Here is a 26463-nt window from a genome sequence, read left to right as displayed (position 1 = left end):
TCTGTATCATTGACGTGACCCCCTGATTTTCCTCCAAGTTGGATTAGAGTCCGGCCCTGACAGAAGGACGGACGAGATGAAGAGAACGAGGTTTTCAGAAGAGCAGATCATTGGCGTGCTGAAGGAAGCGGAGGCGGGAGCCAAGACCGCTGACCTTGCCCGTCGGCACGGTGTATCTGAAGCGACGATCTACAACTGGAAGTCGAAGTATGGCGGGATGGAAGTGTCCGATGCCCGGCGGCTGAAGGAGCTGGAGAGCGAGAACGCGAAGCTGAAGCGTTTGCTGGCCGATGCGATGCTGGACAAGGCGGCGTTGAAGGATCTTCTGGCAAAAAAGTTTTGACGCCCGCCGCGCAGCGGGAAGCTGTTGCTCATCTCCAGGCGTGCCATGGGATGAGCGAGCGGCGGGCGTGCCGTGTCATCGATGCTGATCGCAAGAGCGTGCGTTACCGTTCCACCCGGGACGATGACGTCGATCTGCGTGAGAAGCTGCGCGAGCTGGCCAACCAGCGTCGCCGGTTCGGCTATCGCCGTCTGCATATCCTGCTGCGCCGGGAGGGGATCATGATCAACCGCAAGAAGACCCAGAGGCTCTACCGTGAGGAAGGCTTGGCGGTCAGGCGACGACGTAGCCGCAGGCGTGCTGTTGGCACAAGGGCACCTGCTCCGGTTCTGGCGCTGCCGAACCAGCGCTGGAGCCTGGACTTTGTTCACGACCAGATGGCTTCGGGAAGACGGTTCCGGGTGCTCAACGTGGTCGATGACGTGACCCGGGAGTGCCTGGCAGCGGTGCCGGACACCTCGATCTCTGGTCGCCGTGTCGTTCGCGAGCTGACCGCACTGATCGAACAGCGCGGCAAGCCAGGCATGATCGTCAGCGACAATGGCACCGAGCTCACCAGCAACGCTGTGCTGGCATGGTGCGGCGAGGTCGGCGTGGAGTGGCATTACATCGCGCCCGGAAGGCCGATGCAGAATGGCTATGTCGAGAGCTTCAATGGCCGGATGCGGGACGAACTGCTCAACGAGACGCTGTTCTTGAGTATGGCCCATGCCCGTGTCGAGATCGCGGCCTGGGTCGAAGACTACAATCGGGAGCGACCACACTCGTCTCTCGGTTACGCAACACCGGCGGCGTTCGCCGCTGAACTGGATAAGCAATGGCCTGCTTCGCTACGCCCTACGGGCTCCGCTACGCAGCCCATTGCTTCAACCGCGCTGATGCGCAAAACAACCGCCCGGCTCTAATCCCAGCTGGGGGAAAGCTGGGGGTCACGTCATCATATATTTACCGCGCAGCATGGGGGCAGCATTTCTCTTAGGCGTGGATGATGCAATAATGTCTCAGCGATGGCGCGCGGTGAGGATGTAATTGAGCGACATATCTTCACCCAGCTGCAGTCCCTTGAGAGGTGAAAAACCGATACCCCTGGTCTGCGTCACCGTCAGGCCCGCTGCTTCCAGCAATTCTGCCAGTTCCTCCGGCGTGATGAAATCATCCCAGTGATGGGTGCCCCTTGGCACCATGCCCAAGGCCTCTGCACCTTCCACCAGCAGCGCGCGGCTCGCCAATGTACGGTTGGGAGTAGAGATGACCAGCAGGCCACCGGATGCAAGATGCGCGGCAAGCTGGAAGCAGAACGCCTGCTTGTCGGCCACATGCTCGATCACTTCCATCGAGGTGACGAGATCGAAATGGCCCAGACCGAGCGATCCCAATTCGCCCGGCGTATATCGGATATCCAGGTCCGCTCCCTCGGCGTGCAGCGCGGCGACCGCTGTATTTTCTGGCGCGGCATCGACACCGGTTACGGCGCCGCCCAGCCGCGCCAGCGGCTCTGCCAGCAGCCCAGCGCCGCATCCCACGTCAAGCACGGCCTTGCCCGCGAGCGGGTTCGCGCTTTCCACATCGCATGCCCAATGCAGATCAATCGCGTCGCGGATGAAGCCCAATCGCACCGGATTGAGCCTGTGCAGCATGGTTGAGGACCCCTTCGGGTCCCACCAGTCACGCGCCAACTTCCCGAAATGGGCAGCTTCATCAGGACGGATTGTGGTTGAACTGGTTGCGTTTGTGACAGTTGCGTTGCTCATTCTCTATCCCTAACAGCGCGCGAGTAATACAGCCAGTTGCTTGAGGGGAAATCGTGGCACGCATCGTGATGAAATTCGGCGGCACATCTGTTGCCGGGACCGAGCGAATTCGCCGCGTCGCCAACATTGTGCGCGCGCAGGCGGCGCAGGGCAACCAGGTCGCCGTCGTAGTGTCGGCCATGGCTGGCGAGACTGACCGGCTGGTCAATTTCTGCCGTGAAGCCAACCCGCTGTATGATCCGGCCGAATATGACGTGGTCGTATCCAGTGGTGAACAGGTGACAAGCGGTCTGCTCGCGCTCACCCTGCAGGCGATGGGCTGCAAGGCGCGCAGCTGGCTGGGCTGGCAATTGCCGGTGAGGACTTTTGCCAACCATGCAAACGCCCGCGTGGAGGATATTGAGGGAGAGCGATTGATCGCTTCGATGGAAGCGGGCGAAATCGCGGTCATTCCAGGCTTTCAGGGCGTTTCCGAAACGCAGCGCATCACCACCATGGGCCGCGGCGGATCGGATACGTCGGCAGTGGCGATGGCGGCTGCCATTGGCGCGGATCGCTGCGATATCTATACCGATGTCGACGGCGTCTACACCACCGATCCGCGCATCGTGGCGCGCGCGCGCAAAATCAAATATATCGCTTATGAAGAGATGCTGGAGCTGGCCTCTGTCGGCGCGAAGGTCTTGCAGACCCGCTCTGTCAGCATGGCGATGAAACACAATGTCCGGTTGCAGGTGTTGTCCTCCTTTGTGGAAGATGGCTCCCCGTCCGCAGACAGTCTGCCCGGCACGATGATCGTCTCGGAAAGCGAGATGGCCCAATTACTGGAGGAAGGCACAATGGAACGCCAATCGGTTACCGGAATCGCGCATGACAAGAACGAGGCGCGCGTCGTGCTGACCCGTGTTCCGGACAAGCCGGGCGCAGTCGCCGATATCTTCACGCCGCTGGGCGAAGCGGGCATCAATGTCGATATGATTATCCAGAACGTTGGCCGCGAAAAGGGGGAGACTGACGTGACCTTCACCGTGCCGCAGGCTGAACTGGCGCGGGCACAGGCGCTACTGGATGATCGCCGAGATGCGCTGGGCTACAATCGCGTCATCACCGATAGCAAGGTTGCCAAGATATCGGTCGTAGGCATGGGCATGAAAAGCCATACAGGCGTTGCTGCGACCATGTTCAAGGCGCTGGCCGATCGCGGGATCAATGTGCAAGCCATTTCCACATCGGAAATCAAGGTCAGCGTGCTGATCGACGAAGACGAGACGGAATTGGCCGTGCGTGTGCTGCATACTGCCTATGGCCTGGATGCAGAGGACGAGGCAGCCTGATTATATGTAAGGCGCTTGTCGCGGACCAAGGCTCTGCTTAAGGGGTTTGGCCATGACTGATCTTGCCAAAACCCATGCGCTGATGGCGCGCGGTCGCGATTTCCTCGGCACCGAACATGCAATCATGTGCGGCGCGATGAGCTGGGTGTCCGAACGCAGCCTCGTGTCCGCCATCAGTAATGGCGGCGGCTTCGGTGTTATTGCCTGCGGGGCGATGACGCCCGATTTGCTCGACGCTGAAATCACTGCGACGCGGGCGCTGACAGACAAGCCGTTTGGCGTGAACCTTATCACCATGCATCCGGACCTGACCGATCTTATCGCTATATGCGGCAGGCATGACGTCAGTCACGTGGTGCTGGCGGGCGGTATCCCGCCCAAGGGCAGTGTTGAGGCGATCAAGGTCTTCGGCGCCAAGGTTATCGTTTTTGCACCTACGCTAGCGCTGGCGAAAAAGCTGTTGCGATCGGGCGCGGATGCGCTGGTGATTGAAGGCAGCGAGGCGGGGGGGCATATTGGCCCCGTTTCCACTAGCGTATTGGCGCAGGAATTCCTGCCTGCACTGGCAGGAGATCATGTTGTCTTCGTGGCCGGCGGAATTGGCCGCGGCGAGGCGATCGCCGGCTATCTGGAAATGGGCGCGTCCGGCGTGCAATTGGGCACGCGTTTCGCCTGCGCCAGCGAAAGTATAGCCCACGCCGATTTCAAGCGTGCCTTTTTTCGCGCCAATGCCCGCGATGCGGTGGCAAGCGTCCAGCTCGATGCGCGGCTTCCGGTCATCCCGGTGCGCGCGCTGAAGAACAAGGGCACAGAGGAATTCACAGTCAAGCAGCGCGAAGTCGGCGTCCTGCTCGACCAGGGCAAGGTCGATATGGGCGAAGCGCAATTGCAGATTGAGCGCTATTGGGCAGGTGCCTTGCGCAAGGCTGTAATCGATGGTGACATTGAGAACGGAAGCCTGATGGCGGGGCAAAGCGTAGGCATGCTGAAAGAAGAAGAACCGGCTGCCGACATCATTGCAAAGCTGATGGCGGAAAGCGAAGATGCACTCCTGCGGCGTTGAAAGCGCGAGGCCCAACGCAGTCAGAGCCGCTTAGGGCTCAATAAGCCTTGTAAAATTTTCGCTTTGACGCACCCGATCCTATGTTAACATGCTGCAATGCAACATGGGAAGATTCGGGCGAAAACAACATGGCTACTCGCGAAATCATAGCGTATTTCCTCATTGCAATAATTGTTATCGGCGCAATTTCGCTGCTGATTGCGACCCGCCGGCGTCGCAGGCGCGAACGAGAGATCCGGCGCGGAAAGGGCAGCTATCATCGTTCGCGAAGCGGCGCAGATTCGCATCATTGATGATGCGGGAAACCCCGGTTCGTGTCGGACAAGGACAGGCACCAGTGCCCCGTCGCCGCTGTTCACCGCCCGCAGCACGGCAATCGGCAATGACAGGACGCCAGGTCGTTACACCCTGTTCAGGAGTGCGGTGAAGCGGCGATGGTCAAGGCAAGCACGGCTTGCTCTGTTGAACGGCGCGATGCGATGCGGGTGGCTTCTTCGCGGTTTAGACGACGTGCCAGACGCTCTGCCTCATGTTCTCTACCGGCAAAGATTATGTTCGCCTGCATAAGCTGCCCATGGCCATCGGCAAAGGGTGAGGGGGCAAGATCGCTCATCCTCCGGATCGCCCGCAATGCGGCACGATCAAGCTGGTTGATGCCGGAGCCATCATATAGCGAAATATTGTCTGCAACCCCCGCACCATTTGTAACGAAGCGAACCTTCACAATGCCCGAGCGCGTCATCCGCGAGTTGAAGCGTTTGCCTTGCAGCTCCTCATCCAGCGCACCTGCGACGCGCGCGGCAAATACCGCCTGTTCGGAGATCGGCAGAACCAGAATATCCTGCATTTCCGCCGAACGGTCGTGCGCCTGAAGCGGGGCAGAGGGAATTAACCCTGCAAAGGGTAGAGCAATTGTTGCTCTGATAATATTATTCATCGGATCATCCTTTCTAGCGAAAAAGATGATCGGCCACAGAATTAACGCGCCAAAGGCGTCCCGGAATTGTACGGCGTGCTCGATCCAAGGTCGATCACGTCTTCGATGCCTGCGGAACATCTTGGACATTTGGATCGATACATTGGTGAAGAGGCAAAAATATGTCGTCGTGGGACCTAAGTAATAAAGACACCCATTCGACATCTCTTATGATGGCAAGACGAATGAATCGGATAGGCGCACATTCATCATCATTCCGCAAAATGAGACAATGAGTATTTTCGTTTCAAAAATGGCCCGCGACTCGGAGAATCGGCCCGCTCGCATAATGGCTGATCACGAGTTGCCGGTTTGTATTGCTCCAGTGAAGGCTGCTATCCTCCGACTAAATCTCGAAGAAGGAAGATGCCATGTGTGATCAGGATCAACTTGCGGCAATGGGCCGTGTTAACCGCCGCCAGTTCAGCAAGCTTGGGCTTGGCGGTGCAGCAGGAGCAGTCGCCGCATGCACGCCGATGGATACAGGCAGTGGCGCAGCGGCTGGTGCCTTGGTAGAAACTGCGGTAACCTTCGCCGCCGATGGTGGCACAATGGACGGCGTGTTCATCTATCGAGCAGGTGAGAGCAATCCCGGCGTCATCCTGTGGCCCGACATCGCTGGTCTGCGCCCGGCCAAACTGCAAATGGGGCGGAGGCTTGCGCAAAGCGGTTACGCGGTATTTGTCGCCAATCCGTATTACCGTTCGGTAGCAGGACAGCAATTTGCCGATTTTGATGCGTTTCGCAATGGCGGTGGATTCGACAGAGTAGCCCCGTGGCGCGATGCGAATACGCCCGCAGCGATCATGGCAACCGCGCGCGACGTGGTCAGCTGGCTCGATGCGCAAGACGCCGTGGACAGCGCGCGCGGCATTGGTAACCAGGGGTATTGCATGACCGGCAGCTGGACCATCCTTGCTGCTGCCGCAGTACCAACGCGCGTCAAGGCTGCTGCCAGCTTTCACGGCGGCGGCCTTGTCGGAGAAGGCGATCTTGCCCCTGTAAACCTGCTTGATGACATGGCGGCTGACGGTGCTGCGCTGATAGCGATTGCGCGCAATGACGATGCGCAGGAGCCAGGCGCGAAAACCGCGCTTTCCGCTGCTGGTGCGGCTGCACAGGCCGATATCACGGTAGAAGTGTATGGCGGCGACCACGGCTGGACCGTGCTCGACAGCCCGGTTTATGACGAGGCAGAGGCAGAGCGAGCCTGGGCCAATATGCTGACTCTCTATTCACGCCTGTAGTTCATTGGCCGGCGCTGTTTTGCCGAACGAGGCCGCCATTGGCGGGACGGTGGCGGATTGGGCGCATTGGAAGCGCATTCTAGATGCGCGCGGGGCTGTTGGGATGAATCGCCCCACCATCGTCCTGTCGCTGGCCACGCCTGATGAGCAGCGATAAATGCCGCTATCGGCGCGGTGACCTTGATAGCGGATCATAGGTTACTGTCAGTTTCTGCGACAAGGCGGTGATCGGTGTGGACCATGGAAAGTTGGCGGATGCGTGGGCGGGCAGTGCTTCCCGGAGAGAACTTTTCGCGTCATTGTAGAAAATCGCTGCCTTTCGAGTCGACGCAATTCCGCGTGAGGCGATAGGGCGACATCCTTCGTCGGCAGGGCGATCCTGCGACGTCATCGCATTGATTTGTCATCGCAGTCAGACACCGCATTTCATCGCGCGTGGTGCACATATTCCTCCACCCATCTGTTTCATAAAGCGTTCTGACACATTGCAGATTGCGACAATCTCATGTGCGGCACACCATTTGTCTCGGGGGCATGATGACACCCTTGGAGATACTGATGAAGAAGACTGTTACATTTCTTGCCGGAACCGGCGCGCTACTGCTGGCGACCAGCGGCTTTGCACAGGATATTCCCGCTCCCGGCACCGAACAGGCCGGCTCCGCGCAGGCGCCCGAAGCGATCCAGGTGGAAGATATTCCGCCATCGCAGGCAGAAGGGCCTACGCAGACACCATCGACACAAAGCCCTTCCGCAGAAAGCCCTTCGGCAGAAGCGTCTGCATTTACTGATGGGCAGGTCATGGCTTTTGCCTCTGCGGCAATGCAGATGCGCGAATTGCATGCGGACACCAGCCTTGAAGATGCCGACAAGCAGGCGCGCGCAGAGGCAATAGTGTCTGAAGCCGGGATTGATGCCGAGACCTATTCGGCCATCGGCATGGCGGCACGGGATGATGCCGAACTTGCCCAGCGCATCCAGCTGGCCGTTCAGGCAAACAGTCAGGAGCCCAGCAGCTGACCGGAGCCAATTCAAAATAAAGCCCTAGGGCCGCATTACTGAGCCTCGCCGTCCATCCGCCGGCGGGGCCTTTTTTGCGGCCGGCGCAATTGCAACAGGCCTGCTGTCGCATGCAGAGTTCGCATTCCCTTGGCCATAAAGGCGATCCCGTTTTAGTACTTGACCAATCGGGGCGGGGCTTTCAGCACGCCTGCCTGGAATGGAGAGAGAAATGGCTGATAATGGTGGGTCGGGGCACAGGCTCGATATGGCCTTGTGTGACTATTACGCTGATGAAGAGGTGCTCGACACCACGATCGGAGGTCTGCTGCGCGCGCAGGGAGCAGCGATCGGCGATTATGACGCCCTGGCCGAAGGGCTGCCCGACGGCACCAGTGGTCGCCGCTGGACTTATGCGCAATTACTTACCGATGCAGAGCGGATGGCCAAGGGCCTGGCGGCGCGCTTTCAACCGGGTGAGAGGATTGCTGTCTGGGGACCGAACATGCCTGAATGGGTGCTGGTCGAATATGCGGCTGCGTTGGCAGGGCTGACGCTTGTAACCATCAATCCCGCCTATCAGAAGCGGGAACTGGACTTCGTTCTGCGCCAATCGAACAGTGCAGGACTTTTGCTCATAAATGAATTTCGCGGCAACCCGATGGGCGCGACGGCAGCCAGCGTGGCGCAGGACCTGCCCGCTTTGCGCGAAATCATCGACATGCAGGATGAGGCTGCTCTCTTCACCGATCCATCGGGCACCCTGCCCGAAGTAGACACCGATGATCCGGCGCAAATCCAGTATACCAGCGGCACTACTGGCTTTCCCAAAGGCGTGGTCCTGTCGCATCGCAATCTCACCAACAATGCGCGCTTGTTCATGAAGGTTGGCAAAACCGGAGGCGGCCAGGCCACGCTCGGCCTGACACCCCTGTTCCACACGATGGGATGCTCAATGGGAGTGTTGGGCGCTCTGCAATCGGGATCGGCCTATTGTCCGTTGCTGGCATTCGATCCCAATGCCGCGCTTGATCTGTTCGAACGTGAGAAGGTAAGCTGGACGATCTGCGTTCCGACCATGGCAGTGGCGATGGTGGCGGCGCAAAAGGCGAAGCCGCGCGATCTATCCTCGCTCAAGTTATTTGGAATGGGCGGTGCCATGGTAGCCCCCGAACTGGCGCGTTCCATAAAGGACACTTTGGGAGCTAAGGTGCAGGTAGCTTATGGTCAGACTGAAAGCAGCCCACTCATCACTTGCGCGCGCCCCGATGATACGGACGAAGACATCAGCTCAAGCATCGGCCGTCCGGCGCTGGGCTGCGAAGTAGGCATTTTTGATCTTGGAACCAACGAACTCTTGCCTTGCAACACCATCGGCGAAATCCGGGCGCGCAGCTATGCCACCATGCTTGGCTATAATGACGATCCAGAAGCCACTGCGGAGGCTGTCGATGGTCAGAGCTGGCTGCACACGGGCGATCTTGGTTCAATGGATGACCGCGGTTTTGTGAAGATAACAGGCCGCGTAAAAGATATGATTATCCGCGGGGGTGAAAACCTCTTCCCGGCAGAGATCGAGAATGTGCTGCTCGAAGCCGATGGCATTGCAGAATGTGCGGTGGTCGGCGTGCCGGATGATATGCTGGGCGAAGTGGTTGCCGCCTATGTTCGCATGGAAGATGGCGCTACTTTCGATGCAGAGGCGCTGCGCAGCCATTGCCGCGCTCAGATCAGTCCGCAGAAATGCCCGGTTTATTGGGAAAATGTCAGCGAGTGGCCGCTTACTGGATCAGGCAAAATCCAGAAGTTCAAGCTGCGCGATCAGTGGATTGCAGCGAATGATTCACAGAATACGTAAGCACAACTATTCCTTGGGTGGGCGGTTTGTGCCGCGCTTTCGCCACACTCGCCAGCACCAGCCTCCGCCTAATGCGCCGCCGCCGCACAGCAGGCCCGCTATGCCGACTGTCGCCAGGGCTGTGCCTATGGCGCCAAATAGCGCGAGCAGAATCTGGACGAAAAGCTGCAGGATGGTCTGAATGTCGCCTCCCCCCTCAGGACGGACAATGGCCGGACAGCATCACCTGTTCCCGCCGGAAATTGCCGACGGTTGGATCAATCAGCCCGCAAAAGCGATCTAGATGATCGATTGTCCGGTTTTCTTCCAGTCTGCGAGGAAGCCTTCGATGCCCTTGTCGGTCAGCACGTGGTTGAACAATGCGTGGATGACCTTTGGCGGTGCGGTCATCACGTCTGCGCCGATCCGCGCAGATTCCAGCACATGGACGGTGTGACGCACGCTGGCGACGAGGATTTCAGTGTCGAAGTAATAATTGTCATAAATCAGCCGGATGTCGCGGATGAGATCCATTCCATCAGTGCCATTGTCGTCATGCCGGCCCACAAAGGGGGAAACAAATGTCGCACCGGCTTTTGCTGCCAACAGCGCCTGGTTGGCGGAAAAACACAGGGTAACATTCACCATCGTACCGTCATCGGTCAGCGCCTTGCAGGTCTTCAGCCCGTCAACCGTCAGCGGAACCTTGATGCAGACATTGTCTGCCAGCTTGCGCAGGACCTCTGCCTCTTTTATCATCGTTTCGTGATCAAGCGCGACCACCTCTGCGCTGACCGGGCCATCGACAATGCCACAGATTTCCTTGGTCACTTCCATGAAATCGCGGCCCGATTTCGCGATCAGTGACGGGTTGGTAGTGACGCCGTCCAGGAGGCCAGTGGATGCCAGGTCACGGATGTCAGCGATCTCGGCGGTATCGACAAAGAACTTCATGAAGGAATCACCTTATTGAGGAAATTGATGCCAGCCCTATAGGCAATGGGCAGCCTGCCGCGCCACCCTGCACAGCCCAATATCCTGTGTGGCTGGGTCAAGATCCGAGCGGTTTGCGGCCAGCAGTCCGATTAGCCAATAGCAGGCTTCTGCCCGAACCGCCCATGCTTGCGGTAACGCACCATCCAGCGGTCGAGAAACAGTGACAACGGCCTTGGCGTGATGCCCAGCTTCGTAAGTTGCAACGCATCCTTGCTGGCAACGCTGCCGCTTTCCAGCATGGCGAGCTGATCCGAATTGATCGGTGTCAGCGGGAAAGCGGCGAAAGGCCTTGCCAGCATGTCGGGCATAGGAAAAAAATTGCGTTTGCGATTCTGGCCTTGCGCAATCATTTCGTGAATTTCCATCATCGAAAGTGCGTCCGGCCCCGCAGCTTCAAAAACCTTCCCACCGTGCTTGCCCGGTTCTTCCAATGCCTTGACGACAGCGGCGGCAACATCGGCCACCCAGACCAGCTGGAATTTGGAATCTGCACCGAAAACCGGCAGGACTGGCATCATCTGCACCATTTGGGCAAACATCGGCACAAGACCGGCCTCCTCACCAAAAAGGACAGATGGGCGAATGATCGTCGCCTTGGGGAAAGCTTCACAAACCTGTCGTTCGCCGTCGCATTTGGTCGAATAATAGCCGGCCGCGGCATCGGGGCTGACGCCTATCGCGGAAATATAGACAAAGCTGTCTGCTCCACTCTGCGCTGCGGCCCTGGCTGCGACCCCTGCACTATCCGCCTGCAAGCGTTGTTGATCGCCTTCGAACGTGCCGATCAGATATGCCACCGCGTCAGAACCTGTAACGCAGGCTTCGATGCTGTTGCTGTCCATTGCATTGCATCGGGCCAACTGCAGTTGGCCCAGATTGGCGAGCGGTTTCAATTTGAAGGCCTTCTCCGGCTCACGGGCGGCAATCCGAACACGGGCGCCACGCTCGAGCAGATCCTGTGCCACGTAAGATCCGATAAACCCGCTCCCCCCAATTAGAGTGACGAGCTTTCCTTCGAGTGGGGATGACTTGGTCATGGGCACCTGGGACAAGAATTGGATCAAAATGCAGCGGAATTAGTGTCAGCCTTCTCCTTGGCACAAGGCATATGTTTCGGGCAATGCCTTGCATTGCAGTCAGTGTGGCAACACGCCGGATTTTGCGGGCTTCCCCTACTGTTCGCCAGACGAAAATTGCATCCTGGCAGCATGACCTGCGTTGACTTGACGAACCACCTGTCCTATCGGCCCGCCCCTACCTGCAGGCGGACTCACATGGCCGGCTGCTCCGGTGCCCAGATGGCGGAATTGGTAGACGCACCGTCTTCAGGTGGCGGCGCTCGCAAGGGCGTGGAGGTTCGAGTCCTCTTCTGGGCACCATTTGTTCTTCTCTTGTTCTCCCAGATAATCTATAAAACCCGCAGAAACCCTAGGGATTTGGCCCTTTGGTAGTTCCGGATCGTCCCGTTTGTTCTCGGGGGTTCCAGACATTTTTGCGGGCCTTTTGCGGGCCTTTGCGAAAACCACATTTGGAAAAGGCCCGCAAATGCCTCTGACCGAAACGCGGCTCCGCGCTCTCAAGACGAAAGACAAACCTTACAAGGTCGCTGACCAGCGAGGCCTTTATATTGAGGTTACCCCAGCCGGTGGCAAACACTGGCGATTTCGATACCGGCTCGGCAAGCTCGAGAAGAAGCTCGTAATCGGGAGCTACCCGGAGGTCAGCCTGAAAGAGGCGCGTGACGCGACCTACGAAGCAAGGCAGACCGTAGCGTCAGGTGGCGACCCGGCCTTCGACAAGCGGAAGAAGAAGATCCGCGAGGAGTTCCTCTCGGCGCAGACCTTTGAGGCCGTTGCCCGCGAATATATCGAACAAATGATGGTGCAGAATGGCCGGGCCGAAGGAACGATCATCAAGGCCAACTATTTCCTCGATCAGCTTGCACCTGCCATCGGCAACCGGCCAATTCATGAGATTGAGCCGTTTGAGGTTCTGGCCCCGCTCAAGCGGCTTGAGGCCAGCGGGAAGCACGAGACAGCAAAGAAATCCCGCTCCTTTGCTGGCAGGGTCTTTCGTTATGGCGTCGCCACGACCCGGTGCAAATCCGATCCGACGAGCATGCTCAAGGGTGCTTTGATCACGCCGCGGGCTACGCATTACGCAGCGATCCTCGAGCCCAAGGAGCTTGGTGGGCTTTTACGTGCGATAGACGACTACACCGGCCATCTGATCACAAGGTTCGCGTTGCAGATCGCGCCTCATGTCTTTGTTCGCCCGGGCGAACTGCGACATGCCGAGTGGCGTGAGATAGATCTGGTGGACCGGGTTTGGAAGATCCCGGCAGGCAAGATGAAAGCGCGGCGCACGCACGCGGTTCCGCTTTCGACGCAAGTCATCGTCTATCTAACCGACCTCGCTGAATTGCTGGGCCAGGATGGCTACGTGTTTCCCTCGGCACGCACCTCGCAGCGCCCGATGAGCGAGAACTCCCTAAACGCAGCATTCCGCAGGATGGGTTACTCTAAGGAGGAAGTTACTGCGCACGGCTTGAGGGCAACCGCATCGACATTTCTGAACGAGTCCGGGCTCTGGAATCCGGACGCGATCGAGCGCGCACTGGCACATGGCGATAGCAATGTCGTGCGCGGCATCTACCACCGGGGTAAGCACTGGGACGAGCGGGTGCGTATGGCCCAGTGGTGGAGCGACTACCTCGACGAACTCCGGTCAGGCGGAAAGGTCATAAAGGCCAAATTTGCAAAAGGCTGAGCAAATAAATTGCAATGCTAATCAGCCAAAACAGGACTTGAGGCTCAGGAGCAGCCCGAGCAGTGACACTGACGCGAGCAAACCGAACTCAATCCTGACTCCCAGATCTGCAAGCCATTTGCGCATCGCTACAAGGCCTCAGTTTGTGGCGTTCTGGCAATTGAGCTGATCGAAACGGCCCGCGATTGCTTTCCAGGTTTCTACGCCTGCCTCATCGCCCTCGTTTGCCAATCGTTTGACTTGCTCTGCCATGTGAGCAGGGCCTGCTGCACCGTGGTTCTTTTCAACCCACAGCGCGACAGCCCAAAGTTCTTGGTCGCGGTTCAGCACCAAGGTTCGCGTCTCCCAGTCCAGGTCCGCGCTAATCCTTCGCTGACCAGCTGATCGCCGAGTGACCGACCATCGCGGATCACGACCCGCAGTTTGCGCCCGTACTGGTCTTCATCCCGGTTTCCGATGGTCCTGAGCTCGAAGGGCCCAACATTGAGCAGATCGACCAATCGATATGTCGCTCGCATTCCAAGCTCATATTCGTAGTCGCATCTAGGCTGGCTGATTTCTGGAGTGTCGATGTCAGCGATGCGGATCTTGTTCCCATCAAGCCAAAAAGTATCGCCATCGACGACACATGTCCGCCTGACCGTGCCGCATATCGCAAATTGTCGAGAGCTTGCTTGTTGAAATAGCGTCTGGGGCTGTTGCTCGACGTCTGCAACTCTCTCGTTCCCGACTGGCCAGTTCAGCGCCAGCATCCCTGCCGCGAGTACTACTGAGAATGCCCCAAAGCCCAACATAATCTCCCTACGCAACTTGCGGCGCTTTTTTGCTTTCAAAGCTTTGCGACAGTCGAACGGTTCACCAGGTGCTTCACTCACTGGCGCCGTCCGAGCTCACTATGCAATTCCCCTCAGACAATAGCCATAAATCAGACCGTTTCTTCAATTGTATGTGCCAATTGCGCGCCATCTTGCCAACACTGTTCTGACGTACTGCGGTGTTTCACCGTTTTTCGGAATACCCTGTGATCGGGACACAGCACCCGGACCGGCATTATAAGCGGCCAAAGCCAGGTGGACCGCTTCGAAGCGTTTTAACATATCGCGCAGATAGCGCGCGCCGCCGTTGATCGAAGCGATGGGATCATGTCGATTTCGAACACCCAGTTCCCGCGCAGTGCCAGGCATGAGTTGGGCAAGTCCGGCCGCACCCGCCGGACTGACAGCCATTGGATTGAAGCGCGACTCGGTCCAAATCAGAGCGCGCAGCAAGTTGGTTGGCAGGCCGTATTGGCGTTCAGCCTCGGCGATCGCTGCCATGTACAAACCTTCCCGGTAGGAAACATCTGCTCGATTACTTTTATAGACTGCAGGGAGGTGCTGCCTGACGGACACTTCCTCGCCTTTCGGTTGCATGATGGCATGTTCGAAGAGGCTGAACTCCTGAGCACTTGCTGGGTGAAACGCAGTCACGATCAAGCCCGCAAAGGCGATCGCTAGTCTCGTCAAACGTTTGGGGGCAGTCATCTCGTTCATTGCTCCATTGCTTCGAATCGAAATGGAACATACATAGAACATACGCCTGTAGGAAAGCGGCAGATGCTAACCTAAGAAGAGGAGAGGAGGCGTGTTGAAGGGGCCACTTCGCAAGCTGAGGAGCTCGCATGTCTCTCTATGTCCAAACTCATCCCACTTCATCCCTTGCCGAGACCGCTCGCAACATTTGCGAATCACGCGGGGGAAAATGGTCGGGAACAAAGGGCATGGCCTGCTGTCCTGCGCATGATGATCGCACGCCCTCGCTTGGCGTGTCGCTCGGGCGACACGCTATACTCTTCCATTGCTTTGCTGGCTGCGATCAGCAGGCCGTGCTTTCCGCTCTGGCAGGCGAAGGTTTCGGCGCGGCCACATTATTTACAGGCTCGAAGAATACCGATCATTCCGAGCCAAACAGGTCTCGCAAGCCGTCAGCAGCAGCGCTGAGAATCTGGCGCGAAGCCGATCCGTTGCGTGCCAGTCCCGCAAAGGCCTATCTCGAAAGTCGCGGACTTTTGGCTGCATCCCCGGCGCTTCGCTTCCATCCTCGAACACCGCTTGGGCCCAAGGGTCGCACGCGCTTCCTTCCAGCAATGATTGCAGCGGTCAGTCTCGATGAGGGGCCAATTGCCATCCACCGCACGTTCCTGTCGCAGCAGTCCCCTGCGAAAGCTGCCTTCGACAAACCGAAACGCGCGCTGGGTTCTCTCGGCGAAGCTGCTGTCCGCCTCTTTGCACCGGCTGCTGGCAGGCTTGGACTTGCCGAGGGAATAGAAAGCGCGATGTCAGCCTATGCGCTTACCGGCATTCCGTGCTGGGCTACACTGGGCAACGAGCGGTTTGGTCTCGTGACCATTCCTGAGAGCGTCACCGAGCTTCATCTGTTTGTGGACAATGACGCTGGCGGCGAGCTTGCTGCCACACGTGGCCTCGCTGCTTACGCCTGGGATGGTCGGACGATCCAGGTCCGCAAACCTCGCTCAAGTGATACCGATTGGAACGACGAACTACTGGCATGGCTGCGCCGTAAGACGGCGCGTTGAGAGGAGAGAAGGCTTTTTGAATTTCTGATCCGGCAGAGGGCGCATGTCCCGATGCCTCAACCAGGAGGACGATTTGCCATGTTTCACTCAGACCTATTTTCCGAAAACCAGCAGCTGCATTCAATTCCGCTGACATACACCATTGGCGCCAAAATTGCCGAACATCTCGCATCTGGTCGTCATCTCACGCGAGCCGATATCTCGGCCCTGTTCTCACAAAAGACCGGAGTGCAGGACTGGGGAAGCGCATGGACAATTGACGACTATAACAACGCCGCCGAGATTGGAGCACTGCTCTGGTTGCGCGATCATTCGCGGATCGACCTGACGACAGGCATGCGCGAAGCGGAAGCGCGCTTCGACTGGCTCGACGCAGCACTGCCGCCCCGGCATGTTCGAAGCGAAGCTCAGGTTGAACTCCAGCAGTTTTCAACTCCGCCGATGCTGGCCTGGCTAATGGCCAAGGCCGCTGTCATTTCTCCGCAAGACTCCATGCTCGAGCCATCTTCCGGTAATGGTGCAATCGCGATTTGGATGAGTGCTCATCAGGCATCTTTGCAGCTCAACGAGATCGATTTCGCCAGGCGGAACAATTTGAGGCATATCTTTCCAGAGGCTCAAATAACCGCACACGATGGCGAGCTGATCGCCGATTTGCATCGCGGTCCGGCCCCCTCCGTAGTGCTGATGAACCCTCCTTTTGCCCGCAGCCAGGAGCGCGGCCAAGATGGCGCTTCTGCTCACCGTCATCTGCGCAGCGCGATCCGGACTTGTGCTACCGGCGGCAGGATCGTCGCGATCATGCCCGAAAGCTTCAACGCATCGCGCTTTCGCGATGCAGAAAGCGATACCTCGCTCTGTCTCGATGTCAGCTTGCAGCAGATGTTTTCCCGAACGGGCACGGGAATCGCCGTGCGGATGGTCGTGTTCGACAAGATTCCGGATGCTGCGGTTCCAGAGGTCACAGGTGATACCTCTGACCTTATCGAACTCGATGGCCTTCTCACACTTCTACCGCCTCGCGCACCGATTTCCGCAAGAGTCCTTCATCCCGGGATGCGCAGCTCGTTGCGCCCCCAAGTCAAAGTACCAAAGAATATCCCAGCGATTAGGCCGTCGGCGCCGTTTGCTTCGGAACGAAGCTCCGCAACCGACGTGGCCGAACTAGGCTATTCCGCGCTCACCGAGTCCGCACCGGTGCCCGAGCAAACAGGCATCTATCTCCCCTATCGCCCCAGCCGCATTAGGTTTGCCAATGCTCCGGCGCATCCGACACCTCTCGTTGAATCGGTCGCTATGGGATCGGTCACGGCCCCGATTCCCGAAGCGCGCCCGCTTCTTCCTGCAAACTGGCAGACAGACTGCCTGCTGTCCGAAGCGCAATGCGAGACACTCATCTATGCTGCGCAGGCGTTTGCGCGCGACCTGCCAGGTCAATTCCGGCCGAGCCAGGAAGGCACCATGCTTGAGCTCACCGAGGACGGCAGCTCCTACCGCCAAGGCTTTTTCCTCGGCGATGGGACCGGAGCGGGCAAGGGACGGCAGATCGCCGGCATTATCATGGACCGATGGCTCTCGGGCGCGCGCCGCCATATCTGGATCACAAAGAATGAAGCATTGCTTGAGGACGCTCGCCGCGACTGGGAGGCGCTTGGTGGGATGGCGCTCGACATCCAGCCGCTTCGGCGCTGGAAAATCGGACAGCCCGTTACGATGCCTGAGGGTATTCTCTTCGTAACTTACCCGACGCTGCGGTCAGGACGCGCCGAAGATACCCGGCTTGACCAGATCCTCGCTTGGGCGGCTGCGGAATTTGATGGCGTGATTGCCTTTGACGAGGCGCATGCCATGGCAAACGCCCTCGGCTCATCGAGCACGCGCGGTAAGCTCAAGGGCTCAGAGCAGGGTATGGCGGGCCTCCGGATACAAAACAATTTGCCGCGCGCCCGCATTCTCTATGCCTCGGCCACCGGTGCATCGGATATCGCCAATCTTGGTTACACCGCCCGGCTTGGCTTGTGGGGACCGGAAACTGCATTCCCGACCCACGAGGCGTTCATTACCGACATCCGGGCCGGAGGGGTCGCGGCGATGGAACTCGTCGCCCGCGATCTCAAGGCCCAGGGCCTCTATCTTGCCCGCGCGCTGTCCTTCGCCGGGGTCGAGTACGATATTCTCGAACACCGGTTGAGTGATGCGCAGGTGCAGATTTATGACGCCTATGCCGAGGCTTGGGCAATCATTCACCGCAACCTCGAAGCGGCGCTCGAGGCAACGCGGGTGGTCGACGAGGACAGCGGCGATACGCTGAACCGCAACGCAAAATCTGCTGCACTTTCGATATTTGAAGGCACCAAGCAGCGCTTCTTTGCGCAGCTCCTGCTTTCGATGAAACTGCCGAGCCTTATCCCGGCCATGGAAGAAGTGCTTGGCGAGGAGAATTCGGTGGTCGTGCAGCTGGTTTCAACGTCAGAGGCCATGCTTGACCGGCGTCTCGCCGACCTTTCTGACGACGAACGCGAAGCGCTCGATATCGACTTGTCCCCGCGCGAGTACGTCTAATGCTGAGCTCAGCATTAGACGTATTCTTTGCAGTCGCAGTTTATGTCGAGCGTCGCAGCCGGAGGCGCGGGATTGCGTCGGTTCGTCATGATTTTACTCCAGATAATTGTGCGGTTGGGGCAGCGTGGCCGAAGGCTATGCCCGCTTGCGGACGTCGTTGAGCATGGCGATCAGAGTGTCTGACGGCGGCTTGAAGCGTCCAGGGCTGATTTCCGGCCCGCCATGCGCAGCCAAAATCCGCAGCTTCTCCTCTGAATCGGCGCGCAGATATGTTTCGGTGCTCTGGATGCTGGCATGTCCAAGCCATAGTGCGACCTTGCGAATATCGCCTGTCGCTGCGAGCGTGTGCATCGCGCAGGAATGACGCAATACATGCGGCGTGACTCGTTTGCGCAGCAACGACGGCTGCTTCTTTGCTGCCGCGTTGACATGTTTGGCGAGACGGAATGCGAAGCCATCGCGGGTGATGGGCTGCCCGTTCGCGTTGAGAAATACCTCGGCGACCTCAGTCTCAGGACGGATGACAAGCCATGCGCGGAGTGCGGACTGGGTCTCTTTCCATAGCGGCAAGACCCGCTCGCGACGGCCTTTACCCATGATGTGGACCGTCGAGAGCGATCGATCCGGGAAATCGCGCAGTTGCAGCGACACGAGTTCCGATACCCGAAGCCCCGCTGCATAGGTCAAGTGCAGCATAGCGCGATCGCGCGTACCGAGCCGTGTCCGAGGATCGGGCGCGTCGAGTAATGCCTTGATCTCGGCCCGGTCGAGATAATCGATCAGCGTTTTGTTTGCCTTCTTGCTGGGGATCGATCGAACCCGAAGCGCCTGGTCAAGACACGCCGGAACCCGATACTCGATGTACCGGAAGAAGGATCTGATCGCAGCGAGCCTGCCATTGCGGGTCCGCACACAGCTGCCGCGCTCGACCTCGACATGGCCGAGAAAGGCCATGATCATGTCGGTGCCGAAATCCTCGATCTCGAGATCGGTCGGTCGACGCTTCAGCCGATCGGATGCGAACCGGACCAGCAGGACGAAGCAGTTGGCATAGGTCTTCACCGTATGCGGGCTTACGGCGCGTTCCCGCGGCAGATGTTCGCGCAGGAAGGCTGTGAGATGGGGAGCAAGCGCCGTCATGCCGCTTCTCCCAGATACAGATCCTCGCTCGCGGCAGCGATGTCGCGCAGCAGCACTGGCGTGGCTTCGAGATACCAGTAGGTGTTGGCGACCGAGGTGTGACCGAGATAGACACTGAGCGCGGCCATGTGATGCGTCACGGCGTCCCGGTCCGGCGAGCAGGACTCGAGCGAGCGTACGGCGAAGGTATGCCGCAAATCGTGAAGCCGCATACCTGCAGTCCCGGTTGGTCCACGATATCCGAGCTGTCGCGCCAGCCTGACGAACACGACGTGGGCGCGGACCTTATGGGGTGCTCTTCCCCGGATCGTCACGAACAGATCGTTGCCCGTGGCACCGAGCCTTGCCCGGGTTGCGAGATAGGCCTCGAGAGCCTGACGGATTGATGGCTGCAAGGCGATTAGGCGCTGCTTGCCGAACTTGCCGTCGCGGACGATCAGACCGTCTTCGACCAGATCGTCGCACTGTAGTGCTAGAGCTTCGGAAATCCTCAGACCGGTCGCCGCCAGCAGACCGAACAGGTAATGATAGGTGAAGGGACTGATCATGCCCTTGGGCGGAAGATCGAGCGCCGCCTTCATGATCGCCCGGACCTGTTCCGGTTGGATGATGTGCGGCGTTGGTCGCGGACGCTTCCCCCGGCCAAACACACCGGCGGGCGGAACCTGGTTGGCTGGATCCTCGGCATGGGCAAACAAGCAGAAGTTGCGCACGAAAGTGAAGCCGGTCCGCGCGGTGTTCTGCGAAGTCGTCGCTCGGCACCAGTCGTAGATGCGGTCGATACGGGTGTGGCTGTCTCCGAAGCCAGTCGCGTAGGTGCCGAACTTGCGAAGCAGGCGCTCCTGCTCGAAAAATTTGCGACCGAGGCTGCGATGCAAAGCGACGTACCGCGAAATCTGTGCGTTTATCATGACAGGTCTCCGGGCCAGGGTTGTGCGATCTTCAAGAGCATCGGCAGATCGGTCTTGGCGTAAATGGCGGTGGTCTCGGGCGAGCTGTGGCGCAGGATGGTCCCGATGGACTCCAGGCCTGCACCAGAGCGCAGCATGTTGGTTGCAAGCGAATGCCGGAATATGTGCGATCCGGTCGGCAGACCTTCGATCCCGCCGCGCTCGAGTGTGCGTGCAACGATGCCGGCGATCTCGGCTGACGAACTGAATGGCCGGAACGGGGCTTGCGAACGCAAGAACAGGTGCGCTTCGATGGCCGTCGGGCGGGCCGCAGCAAGATATGCCAGGATCGCGTCGCCAACACCCTGTGGCAATGGCAAACGATCCGGTCGACGCGTCTTGCCCTTGACCTTCAGATGGCCGGATCGCCAATCGATATCGTCGAGACGCATATCCCGAATATCTCCTGCTCGCAGGCCAAGTCTGGCAAGCAGGAGAATGATCGCCTTATCCCGAACTTCCACCGGCCGACCTGTCGGGCAGGCTGCAATGATCCTCTCGATCGTTGCCGGGTCGATGTAGCGCGGCAATGCCGAAAGCCGGTATCTCCGTACGGAAGGCATTGCGTGCAGCAGCGCTGGGCGGCATTGGCCTCGGCCAATAAGAAACCGAAGATAGCTCCTCATGATCGTGGCGAGCAGCGAAGCCGATCCCGGGATCTCCTTGCTGCGACGCTCGAACGCATCTCGCAGAGTGGCAGCATCCCATTGTGCCGGCGCGCCGAGCATGGGCATCAGCCGCTCAATCTCTGCCCGGTATCGCCGGATCGTCTCGTCGGTCACGCCTCGATCCTGCCTGAGCCAACCGACATATGCCGCGACCTGCGGATCTTCGACCACCTTCACCGCGACCGGAGCGATGGCGCGCCGATCACGAAGAAACTCAACGAAGTGCCGTGTGCAACGCCGCCGTCGCTTCCTGCCGGAAGTGGTCAGCTTGCCGCGCTTGCGGAAAACCGGGCACCGACAATCGTGATCGGCATACTGTTTGGTGACCGTGTCATCGACATCGGTCCATGGACATCGCGATACCCGCAGCCAGGCCGCGAAGTGCTCCGCCTCTGAACGGTAGGCTTGCGCCACCCCCTTCGCGAGTTGGAGGCCATCGATCATATGCGAATAGTCAGCAAGATGACGCCCGAGATCGTAAATCCCATCGGCTACGTCGATGTAACCCTGGTCTTCGAGAAACCGGACAAAGCGCCTGACACGCGCCGCAAGATCGGCCTTGTAGGCTGTCGCTTGCGCTGAATACCTTGGGCACCGGCATCGATGCTGCTCAAAACGGCGCACGATGCGATCATCAACCGTCCCGAGCGCAATCCCGCGTAGTCCCAGCCAACACAGAAAATGGCGGATCGCTGCGCTGTACAGGACCGCACAGGCGGTTCCCTCTTCAACCGACAGAGAGGAGAGGAATGCACTGAATAGGGCGTTAGTACTGGGCGGCTCTCCAACCCTGCTTGGTGCAGGCTGAAACGACACAAATGATCTTGTTGGCATGGTGGTTCCTTCGACATGTTGAGGTCGAAGGACCGGTAATTATCTGGAGTAAAATCATGACGAACCAACGCAATCCCGCGCCTCCGGCTGCGACGCTCGACATAAACTGCGACTGCAAAGAATATGTAATCGACTATCTCGCCAAGAGCTTTCCCGTACGCCTAATGCAGGTCTTCACCGACGAGGACGGCAATCTGCGGTCAGAAGCGATGAACGATGACGAGGGCAACCCTGTCATTTGCGCGCGCGCTATTGCCGCGCGCGATGCTCTCGTTGAACAGCTTTGTGCTCTGCCGCCGATTGCGACCGCGCTCGATGCGATCATCGAGCATTTCGGGACCGAAGCCGTAGCCGAGGTCACAGGGAGGACCCGAAGGCTTGTTATCGGCCGTGATCACCAGCAGCGCGTCGAACGGCGAAGCCCGAGCGCCAACGTCGCTGAAGCGCAGAGCTTCATGGAAGGAATCAAGCGTATTCTGGTCTTTTCCGATGCAGGAGGGACTGGGCGGTCCTACCATGCCGATCTCGGGTGCCAGAACCAGCAACGCCGTGTGCATTTCCTGCTCGAGCCGGGATGGCGTGCTGACAACGCGATCCAGGGGCTAGGGCGGACCAACCGTACCAACCAGGCATCGTCTCCGCTCTTCCGCCCCGTGACGACCGATGTGAAGGGCGAACGCCGCTTCATTTCGACAATCGCGCGCAGACTCGATGCTCTGGGTGCCCTCACGCGCGGGCAGCGTCAAACCGGGGGTCAGAATCTGTTCGATCCAGCTGACAATCTCGAGAGCGACTATGCCCGCGATGCGCTCACCCGCTGGTTCCAGCTGCTTTATGATGGAAAGCTTGAAGCCACGAGCTTCGGTGACTTCGCCCTACGCACCGGTCTCCGTCTCGAGAATCCCGATGGCGGGCTGACTGATAACCTGCCGAACGTCCAGCGTTGGCTGAACCGTATCCTCGCGCTGCCGATTGCGCTTCAGAACGCCATCTTTGATGAATATCTGGGGCTGGTCGAAGCGCGGATTGAGGCCGCTCGCGAAGCCGGATCCCTCGATCTTGGTCTGGAAACAGTTCGCGTCGACAGTTTCGAAGTCCTTGGGGATGAACTTCTGCGTGCCGATCCTGTCACCGGCGCAGAAACCCGCCTCGTTTCGCTCGAAGTGAAGCGGCACCTTCGCCCCTTGCGTTTTAAACGTCTCGTCCGGATGCACGAAATAGGAACCCGGCATGCCATCCCCTTGCGCAATGCGCGCTCAGGCAAAATTGCACTCTCAGTTCCAGCCCGGCGGCTCATTGCGGATGATGGCGCTGTGATTGACCGCCGGCGGCTCCTGCGCCCGCTTAAATCGGCCAACTGGACGTGTGACGCGCTCGGTGAAAGCCTGTGGGAAGAGATCGGCGTGACCGAGTTCGCGAAAGCCTGGCGAACCGAAGAAGAGCAGGCCGCGAACTCATCCGTCACCGAGCGGGTCCATCTTGCCACCGGACTCTTGCTACCAGTGTGGAAACGCTTACCCGGCGATCATGTTCGCGTCACCCGGCTCGTTGCTGAAGACGGCCACTCGATCATCGGCCGGGAAGTCCTTGACATCGACCTTGCGAAGATCGCCGAAACCTTTGGCCTAGTCGCGGTAACCGGTCCCGCACCTGACGAACTCGGGAAGCTCGTTCTTGCAAGCGGGACTCCGCAGCCACTCGCAAGTCATGACGCGCTCATGGTCAAACGCTCGCTGGTCGGAAGCGAACAACGGCTCGAACTCACTGGCTACGCGCCCGATCGGCTCGACTGGTACAAGACCAAGGGCTGCTTCACCGAGATCATCAGGTATCGCACACGGCTGTTCGTTCCGGTTTCTAAGGCGTCGTCCGTCCTGCCTGCACTGGCAGCCTGATCCCGTGGATGGGTCCGGACCAAAAGATGAGAGTGGAGAGAGCCCTTTCGGCTTGTGGGCCTTGTGATCGTCACATGCGCCTTCATCCCATCAGGAGAAAAACCATGATCCAATCTATTGCATTGAAGAAGCTCGTCCCCAGCCCGCGCAACGTTCGCAAGTCGAGCGATGTTCTTGCCGACCTCCAATTAAGAGCAGACATCGCAGCGCGCGGCCTGCTGCAAAACCTTGTTGTGCGCAAAGGCAAACGCGGAAAGTTCGAAGTCGAAGCTGGAGGTCGCCGACTCGCAGCGCTGCAGGCGCTCGCCGAAGAAGGCACATTGCCCGAATGCCATGAAGTGACCTGCCTGGTTATCGAAGGCGAGGAAAGCGAAGTGCGCGAAGTCAGTCTCGCCGAGAACTTTCAGCGTCTTGCGATGAATCCGGCCGATGAGGCGCAGGCTTTTGCCGCGATTATCGAGGCAGGAGCAACACCTGAAGACGTCGCCCGTCGGTTTGGTCTCACCGTCCGCTTTGTGGAGGGGCGCCTGCGCCTTGCAGGTCTCGCACCCTGCGTTTTCGAAGCTCTCGCGGAAGGCACGATCACGCTCGACATGGCCAAGGCCTATGGCGCAATCTCCGATGTCGAGCGCCAAGCCCATGTCTATGCCGAATTGCAGGACGCCTGGTATCAGATCACGCCTGACACGATCCGCCGGATGGTGCTCGATGCCACTGTGCGAGGCTCCGACCCGCGTGCCATTCTCGTGGGTCGCGATGCCTATCTTGCGGCAGGTGGCCGTATCGAGCGCGAACTCTTCGACGATGATGCCAGTGAAAGCTGGATCGATGTCGCCCTGCTTGAGGACCTTGCCCACAAGGCCATGGAGCAAGCAGCGTCGAAGACGGCGCAGGAATATGGCCTTGCCTGGGTGCGGCCTACTCTTGGCAATTATGTCAGCCATGACCTCGTCGAAGGCCTCAATCGCCTTCCATGCGAGCCCGCGCCAATGACCGAGGAAGAAGCCCAGAAACTTGGCGAACTCGAAGCCGACTACGACCGCGTGGCCGCTGTTCTCGAGGACGAGGATAGCGACGAGGACGAGGTAGCAAAGGCCGAACAGGAACTGGTGGCAATCGACCGTTCCATGCGCACGCTCAATGATCGACCTCCGGTGCTTGCTGATGAACTGAAGGCTGAAGCAGGAGCCTTCCTCGTCCTTTCGCGCAATGGCGAGCCGGCATTGGTGCCGCAGTTCTACACCGAGACCGAGATTGTTTCCGAAGGCGAAGGTGCGCTTGAAGCGGTATCGGAGAGTGAAACGGCAGCGCCCAAGGGCGGAGCGCTTTCACAGCGCCTGCTCGACGAGCTTGCCATGCAGCGCCGCGACATCCTTGCGATCCATCTGGCCAATGATCCGGCCCTCGCGCTCGACTTCATGGTCTTTACGCTTGCCGATGCTGACGGACACGACTGGCGTGCCAAGAAGGCATCAACTCTTATTGGCTCGGTGGCTTCCGGCCCGGTTACAGGGTTCGAAGCAAAGGATGCCCCGGCAAGTGCTGCGCTGGCTGAGTTTGCTGGATCACTCGACGAGAGCTGGCGATCGGGCGAGAATGATGTCGAACGGTTTGAAAGATTTCGAGCTTTGTCGGACGACGCTCGCTCGGCCTGGCTTGGCCACGTCATGTCCCGCACGCTGGTCGCAAGCCTCGCCTGCGAGGGCGAACGTTCAGTGCCACTGCATGAAATGCTTGGATCTCTGCTTGAAATCGAGACTGCACACTGGTGGCGTCCCACCGCAGCGAACTATTTCGACCGCGTAGCCAAGACCCGGACGCTCGAGGCGCTCGATGCAGCAGGCGGCCCCGAACTGGTGACCCGGTATACCGGGTCTAAGAAGGCTGAATTGGCAAGCGCTGCCGAGCGCATTTTCTCGGGCAACTTCATTGGCGACACGGATGTCAAGGACCGGGCCCAAGCATGGATTCCCGCGATCATGCGGTTCGGTACCGCTGAGGTTCTGGACCATGCTGAAGAAGGACTCGCCAGCGAAGATAAGGGCGATAACGAGATTGCCGAGCAGGCTGCCTGATCCCTCCTGACAGGTCTAGGCCCCTTGGCAGGCGGTCCGTTCTTCGAGGACGGGCCGCCTAATTTCTTGACTGCTTCTGGGCCGTTTGCCGACCGTCCGATTCAAGGGATGAAACAGTAAGAAGCCGTTATTCGACATTCAGCCTTCATCGGCAGGCTCATCAACTACAGCTCGGCGAAGATCTTAGAAAAACGTCGATCGCCTCGTTGGTAGGCTGGTCGTTCGAACTCAAAGGATTTGCTTTGCGCCTCGACCGCCGTCTTTTCGTCGAACACATAGAGACGAAAGTCTTGCCCGCTCCCACCAGAGAGCTGCCATGCGCTCAGGCTCTCATTCCCGTTATGCTGAAGGCCGTAAGTGTGGGGTTCAACTACTCGCGTTTTGCCCTTGTAGTCGAAGGTCAGGAGTAGCCGTTCTTCTATCGCACTGATAATCGTCTGATTCATAAA

General features: G+C 58.9%; 22 protein-coding genes and 1 tRNA gene. 12 read left to right on the top strand and 11 right to left on the bottom strand.

Annotated features, from left to right (window positions below; all coding sequences use genetic code 11):
- Positions 1-76: 76 nt before the first annotated feature.
- A protein-coding gene (locus CP97_RS00780) for an IS3 family transposase (RefSeq protein ID WP_149036385.1) occupies positions 77-1248 on the top strand; the annotation gives its coding sequence in 2 pieces (ribosomal slippage) (positions 77-329 and positions 329-1248; 1173 coding nt in all).
- 96 nt (positions 1249-1344) lie between these two features.
- Here the strand turns inward: CP97_RS00780 and ubiG are convergent.
- A complete protein-coding gene (gene ubiG, locus CP97_RS00775; protein WP_048884376.1) occupies positions 1345-2094 on the bottom strand; it encodes a bifunctional 2-polyprenyl-6-hydroxyphenol methylase/3-demethylubiquinol 3-O-methyltransferase UbiG in 750 nt (249 codons plus the stop codon).
- 53 nt (positions 2095-2147) lie between these two features.
- On the opposite strand from ubiG, the gene CP97_RS00770 reads away from it, so the two are divergent.
- Positions 2148-3428, top strand: a complete 1281-nt coding sequence (locus CP97_RS00770) for an aspartate kinase (protein WP_048884375.1) — start codon at positions 2148-2150, stop codon at positions 3426-3428.
- Between the two features lie 52 nt (positions 3429-3480).
- The gene (locus tag CP97_RS00765) at positions 3481-4491 is read left to right on the top strand and encodes an NAD(P)H-dependent flavin oxidoreductase (protein ID WP_048884374.1); all 1011 of its coding nucleotides are present in this window, start codon (positions 3481-3483) and stop codon (positions 4489-4491) included.
- 412 nt (positions 4492-4903) lie between these two features.
- On the opposite strand, the gene CP97_RS00755 is transcribed toward CP97_RS00765, so the two are convergent.
- A complete protein-coding gene (locus CP97_RS00755; RefSeq protein ID WP_161485414.1) occupies positions 4904-5428 on the bottom strand; it encodes an energy transducer TonB family protein in 525 nt (174 codons plus the stop codon).
- Positions 5429-5838: 410 nt separating this feature from the next.
- On the opposite strand from CP97_RS00755, the gene CP97_RS00750 reads away from it, so the two are divergent.
- From CP97_RS00750 to CP97_RS00740, 3 genes are all read left to right on the top strand, one after another.
- Positions 5839-6714, top strand: a complete 876-nt coding sequence (locus CP97_RS00750; RefSeq protein ID WP_048884371.1) for a dienelactone hydrolase family protein — start codon at positions 5839-5841, stop codon at positions 6712-6714.
- A gap of 558 nt (positions 6715-7272) precedes the next feature.
- Positions 7273-7734, top strand: coding sequence for a DUF4168 domain-containing protein (locus CP97_RS00745; RefSeq protein ID WP_048884370.1), 462 nt, complete (start codon positions 7273-7275; stop codon positions 7732-7734).
- A gap of 211 nt (positions 7735-7945) precedes the next feature.
- A complete protein-coding gene (locus tag CP97_RS00740) occupies positions 7946-9571 on the top strand; it encodes an AMP-binding protein (RefSeq protein ID WP_227819633.1) in 1626 nt (541 codons plus the stop codon).
- Positions 9572-9850: 279 nt separating this feature from the next.
- On the opposite strand, the gene fsa is transcribed toward CP97_RS00740, so the two are convergent.
- Complete coding sequence (gene fsa / locus CP97_RS00735; RefSeq protein WP_048884369.1) at positions 9851-10504, bottom strand: fructose-6-phosphate aldolase; 654 nt, start codon at positions 10502-10504, stop codon at positions 9851-9853.
- A gap of 131 nt (positions 10505-10635) precedes the next feature.
- Positions 10636-11583, bottom strand: a complete 948-nt coding sequence (locus CP97_RS00730) for an NmrA family NAD(P)-binding protein (RefSeq protein ID WP_048884368.1) — start codon at positions 11581-11583, stop codon at positions 10636-10638.
- A 255-nt stretch (positions 11584-11838) separates the two neighbouring features.
- On the opposite strand from CP97_RS00730, the gene CP97_RS00725 reads away from it, so the two are divergent.
- Together CP97_RS00725 and CP97_RS00720 are read left to right on the top strand one after the other, a co-directional pair.
- Positions 11839-11925: transfer RNA gene (locus CP97_RS00725), tRNA-Leu, on the top strand.
- A gap of 166 nt (positions 11926-12091) precedes the next feature.
- Positions 12092-13315 carry a tyrosine-type recombinase/integrase gene (locus CP97_RS00720; RefSeq protein ID WP_048884367.1) on the top strand — a complete coding sequence of 408 codons (1224 nt, stop codon included), beginning with the start codon at positions 12092-12094 and terminating at the stop codon, positions 13313-13315.
- A 138-nt stretch (positions 13316-13453) separates the two neighbouring features.
- Here the strand turns inward: CP97_RS00720 and CP97_RS16720 are convergent, their stop codons facing one another.
- The 3 genes from CP97_RS16720 to CP97_RS00705 all read right to left on the bottom strand — a co-directional run bounded on the left by CP97_RS16720 (position 13454) and on the right by CP97_RS00705 (position 14838).
- The gene (locus tag CP97_RS16720; protein ID WP_063612320.1) at positions 13454-13645 is read right to left on the bottom strand and encodes a DUF6961 family protein; all 192 of its coding nucleotides are present in this window, start codon (positions 13643-13645) and stop codon (positions 13454-13456) included.
- A complete protein-coding gene (locus CP97_RS00710; protein ID WP_227819632.1) occupies positions 13639-14190 on the bottom strand; it encodes a thermonuclease family protein in 552 nt (183 codons plus the stop codon). The genes CP97_RS16720 and CP97_RS00710 overlap by 7 nt, the downstream gene beginning before the upstream one ends.
- Before the next feature lie 63 nt (positions 14191-14253).
- Positions 14254-14838, bottom strand: a complete 585-nt coding sequence (locus CP97_RS00705) for a lytic transglycosylase domain-containing protein (protein ID WP_048886582.1) — start codon at positions 14836-14838, stop codon at positions 14254-14256.
- Positions 14839-14975: 137 nt separating this feature from the next.
- Between CP97_RS00705 and CP97_RS00700 the strand changes: the two genes are divergently transcribed.
- A complete protein-coding gene (locus CP97_RS00700; RefSeq protein ID WP_048884365.1) occupies positions 14976-15890 on the top strand; it encodes a DUF7146 domain-containing protein in 915 nt (304 codons plus the stop codon).
- Between the two features lie 78 nt (positions 15891-15968).
- Positions 15969-18452, top strand: a complete 2484-nt coding sequence (locus tag CP97_RS00695; RefSeq protein WP_048884364.1) for a strawberry notch-like NTP hydrolase domain-containing protein — start codon at positions 15969-15971, stop codon at positions 18450-18452.
- Positions 18453-18587: 135 nt separating this feature from the next.
- Here CP97_RS00695 and CP97_RS00690 read toward each other — a convergent pair whose 3' ends face one another.
- The 3 genes from CP97_RS00690 to CP97_RS00680 are packed head-to-tail and all read right to left on the bottom strand — an operon-like array spanning position 18588 to position 22044.
- Complete coding sequence (locus tag CP97_RS00690) at positions 18588-19592, bottom strand: tyrosine-type recombinase/integrase (protein WP_048884363.1); 1005 nt, start codon at positions 19590-19592, stop codon at positions 18588-18590.
- Positions 19589-20503, bottom strand: a complete 915-nt coding sequence (locus tag CP97_RS00685; protein WP_006832488.1) for a tyrosine-type recombinase/integrase — start codon at positions 20501-20503, stop codon at positions 19589-19591. Before CP97_RS00685 ends, CP97_RS00690 begins: the two co-directional genes overlap by 4 nt.
- Positions 20500-22044 carry a tyrosine-type recombinase/integrase gene (locus CP97_RS00680; RefSeq protein WP_038575219.1) on the bottom strand — a complete coding sequence of 515 codons (1545 nt, stop codon included), beginning with the start codon at positions 22042-22044 and terminating at the stop codon, positions 20500-20502. Before CP97_RS00680 ends, CP97_RS00685 begins: the two co-directional genes overlap by 4 nt.
- Between CP97_RS00680 and CP97_RS00675 the strand changes: the two genes are divergently transcribed.
- Positions 22029-23939: a strawberry notch C-terminal domain-containing protein gene (locus tag CP97_RS00675; RefSeq protein ID WP_335622373.1), complete on the top strand. Its 1911-nt coding sequence runs from the start codon at positions 22029-22031 to the stop codon at positions 23937-23939. The two genes, CP97_RS00680 and CP97_RS00675, sit on opposite strands and share 16 nt — an antisense overlap.
- A gap of 104 nt (positions 23940-24043) precedes the next feature.
- Positions 24044-26014, top strand: a complete 1971-nt coding sequence (locus tag CP97_RS00670) for a ParB/RepB/Spo0J family partition protein (RefSeq protein ID WP_048886581.1) — start codon at positions 24044-24046, stop codon at positions 26012-26014.
- Between the two features lie 164 nt (positions 26015-26178).
- Here the strand turns inward: CP97_RS00670 and CP97_RS00665 are convergent, their stop codons facing one another.
- The gene (locus CP97_RS00665; protein WP_063612469.1) at positions 26179-26460 is read right to left on the bottom strand and encodes a WYL domain-containing protein; all 282 of its coding nucleotides are present in this window, start codon (positions 26458-26460) and stop codon (positions 26179-26181) included.
- Between the last annotated feature and the right edge of the window lie 3 nt (positions 26461-26463).

The sequence above is a fragment of the Aurantiacibacter atlanticus genome (assembly GCF_001077815.2).
GTDB classification, from domain to species: domain Bacteria; phylum Pseudomonadota; class Alphaproteobacteria; order Sphingomonadales; family Sphingomonadaceae; genus Alteraurantiacibacter; species Alteraurantiacibacter atlanticus.
Note: the sequence above shows the minus strand (reverse complement) of the source record. Positions and strands in the feature narration are given on the sequence as shown.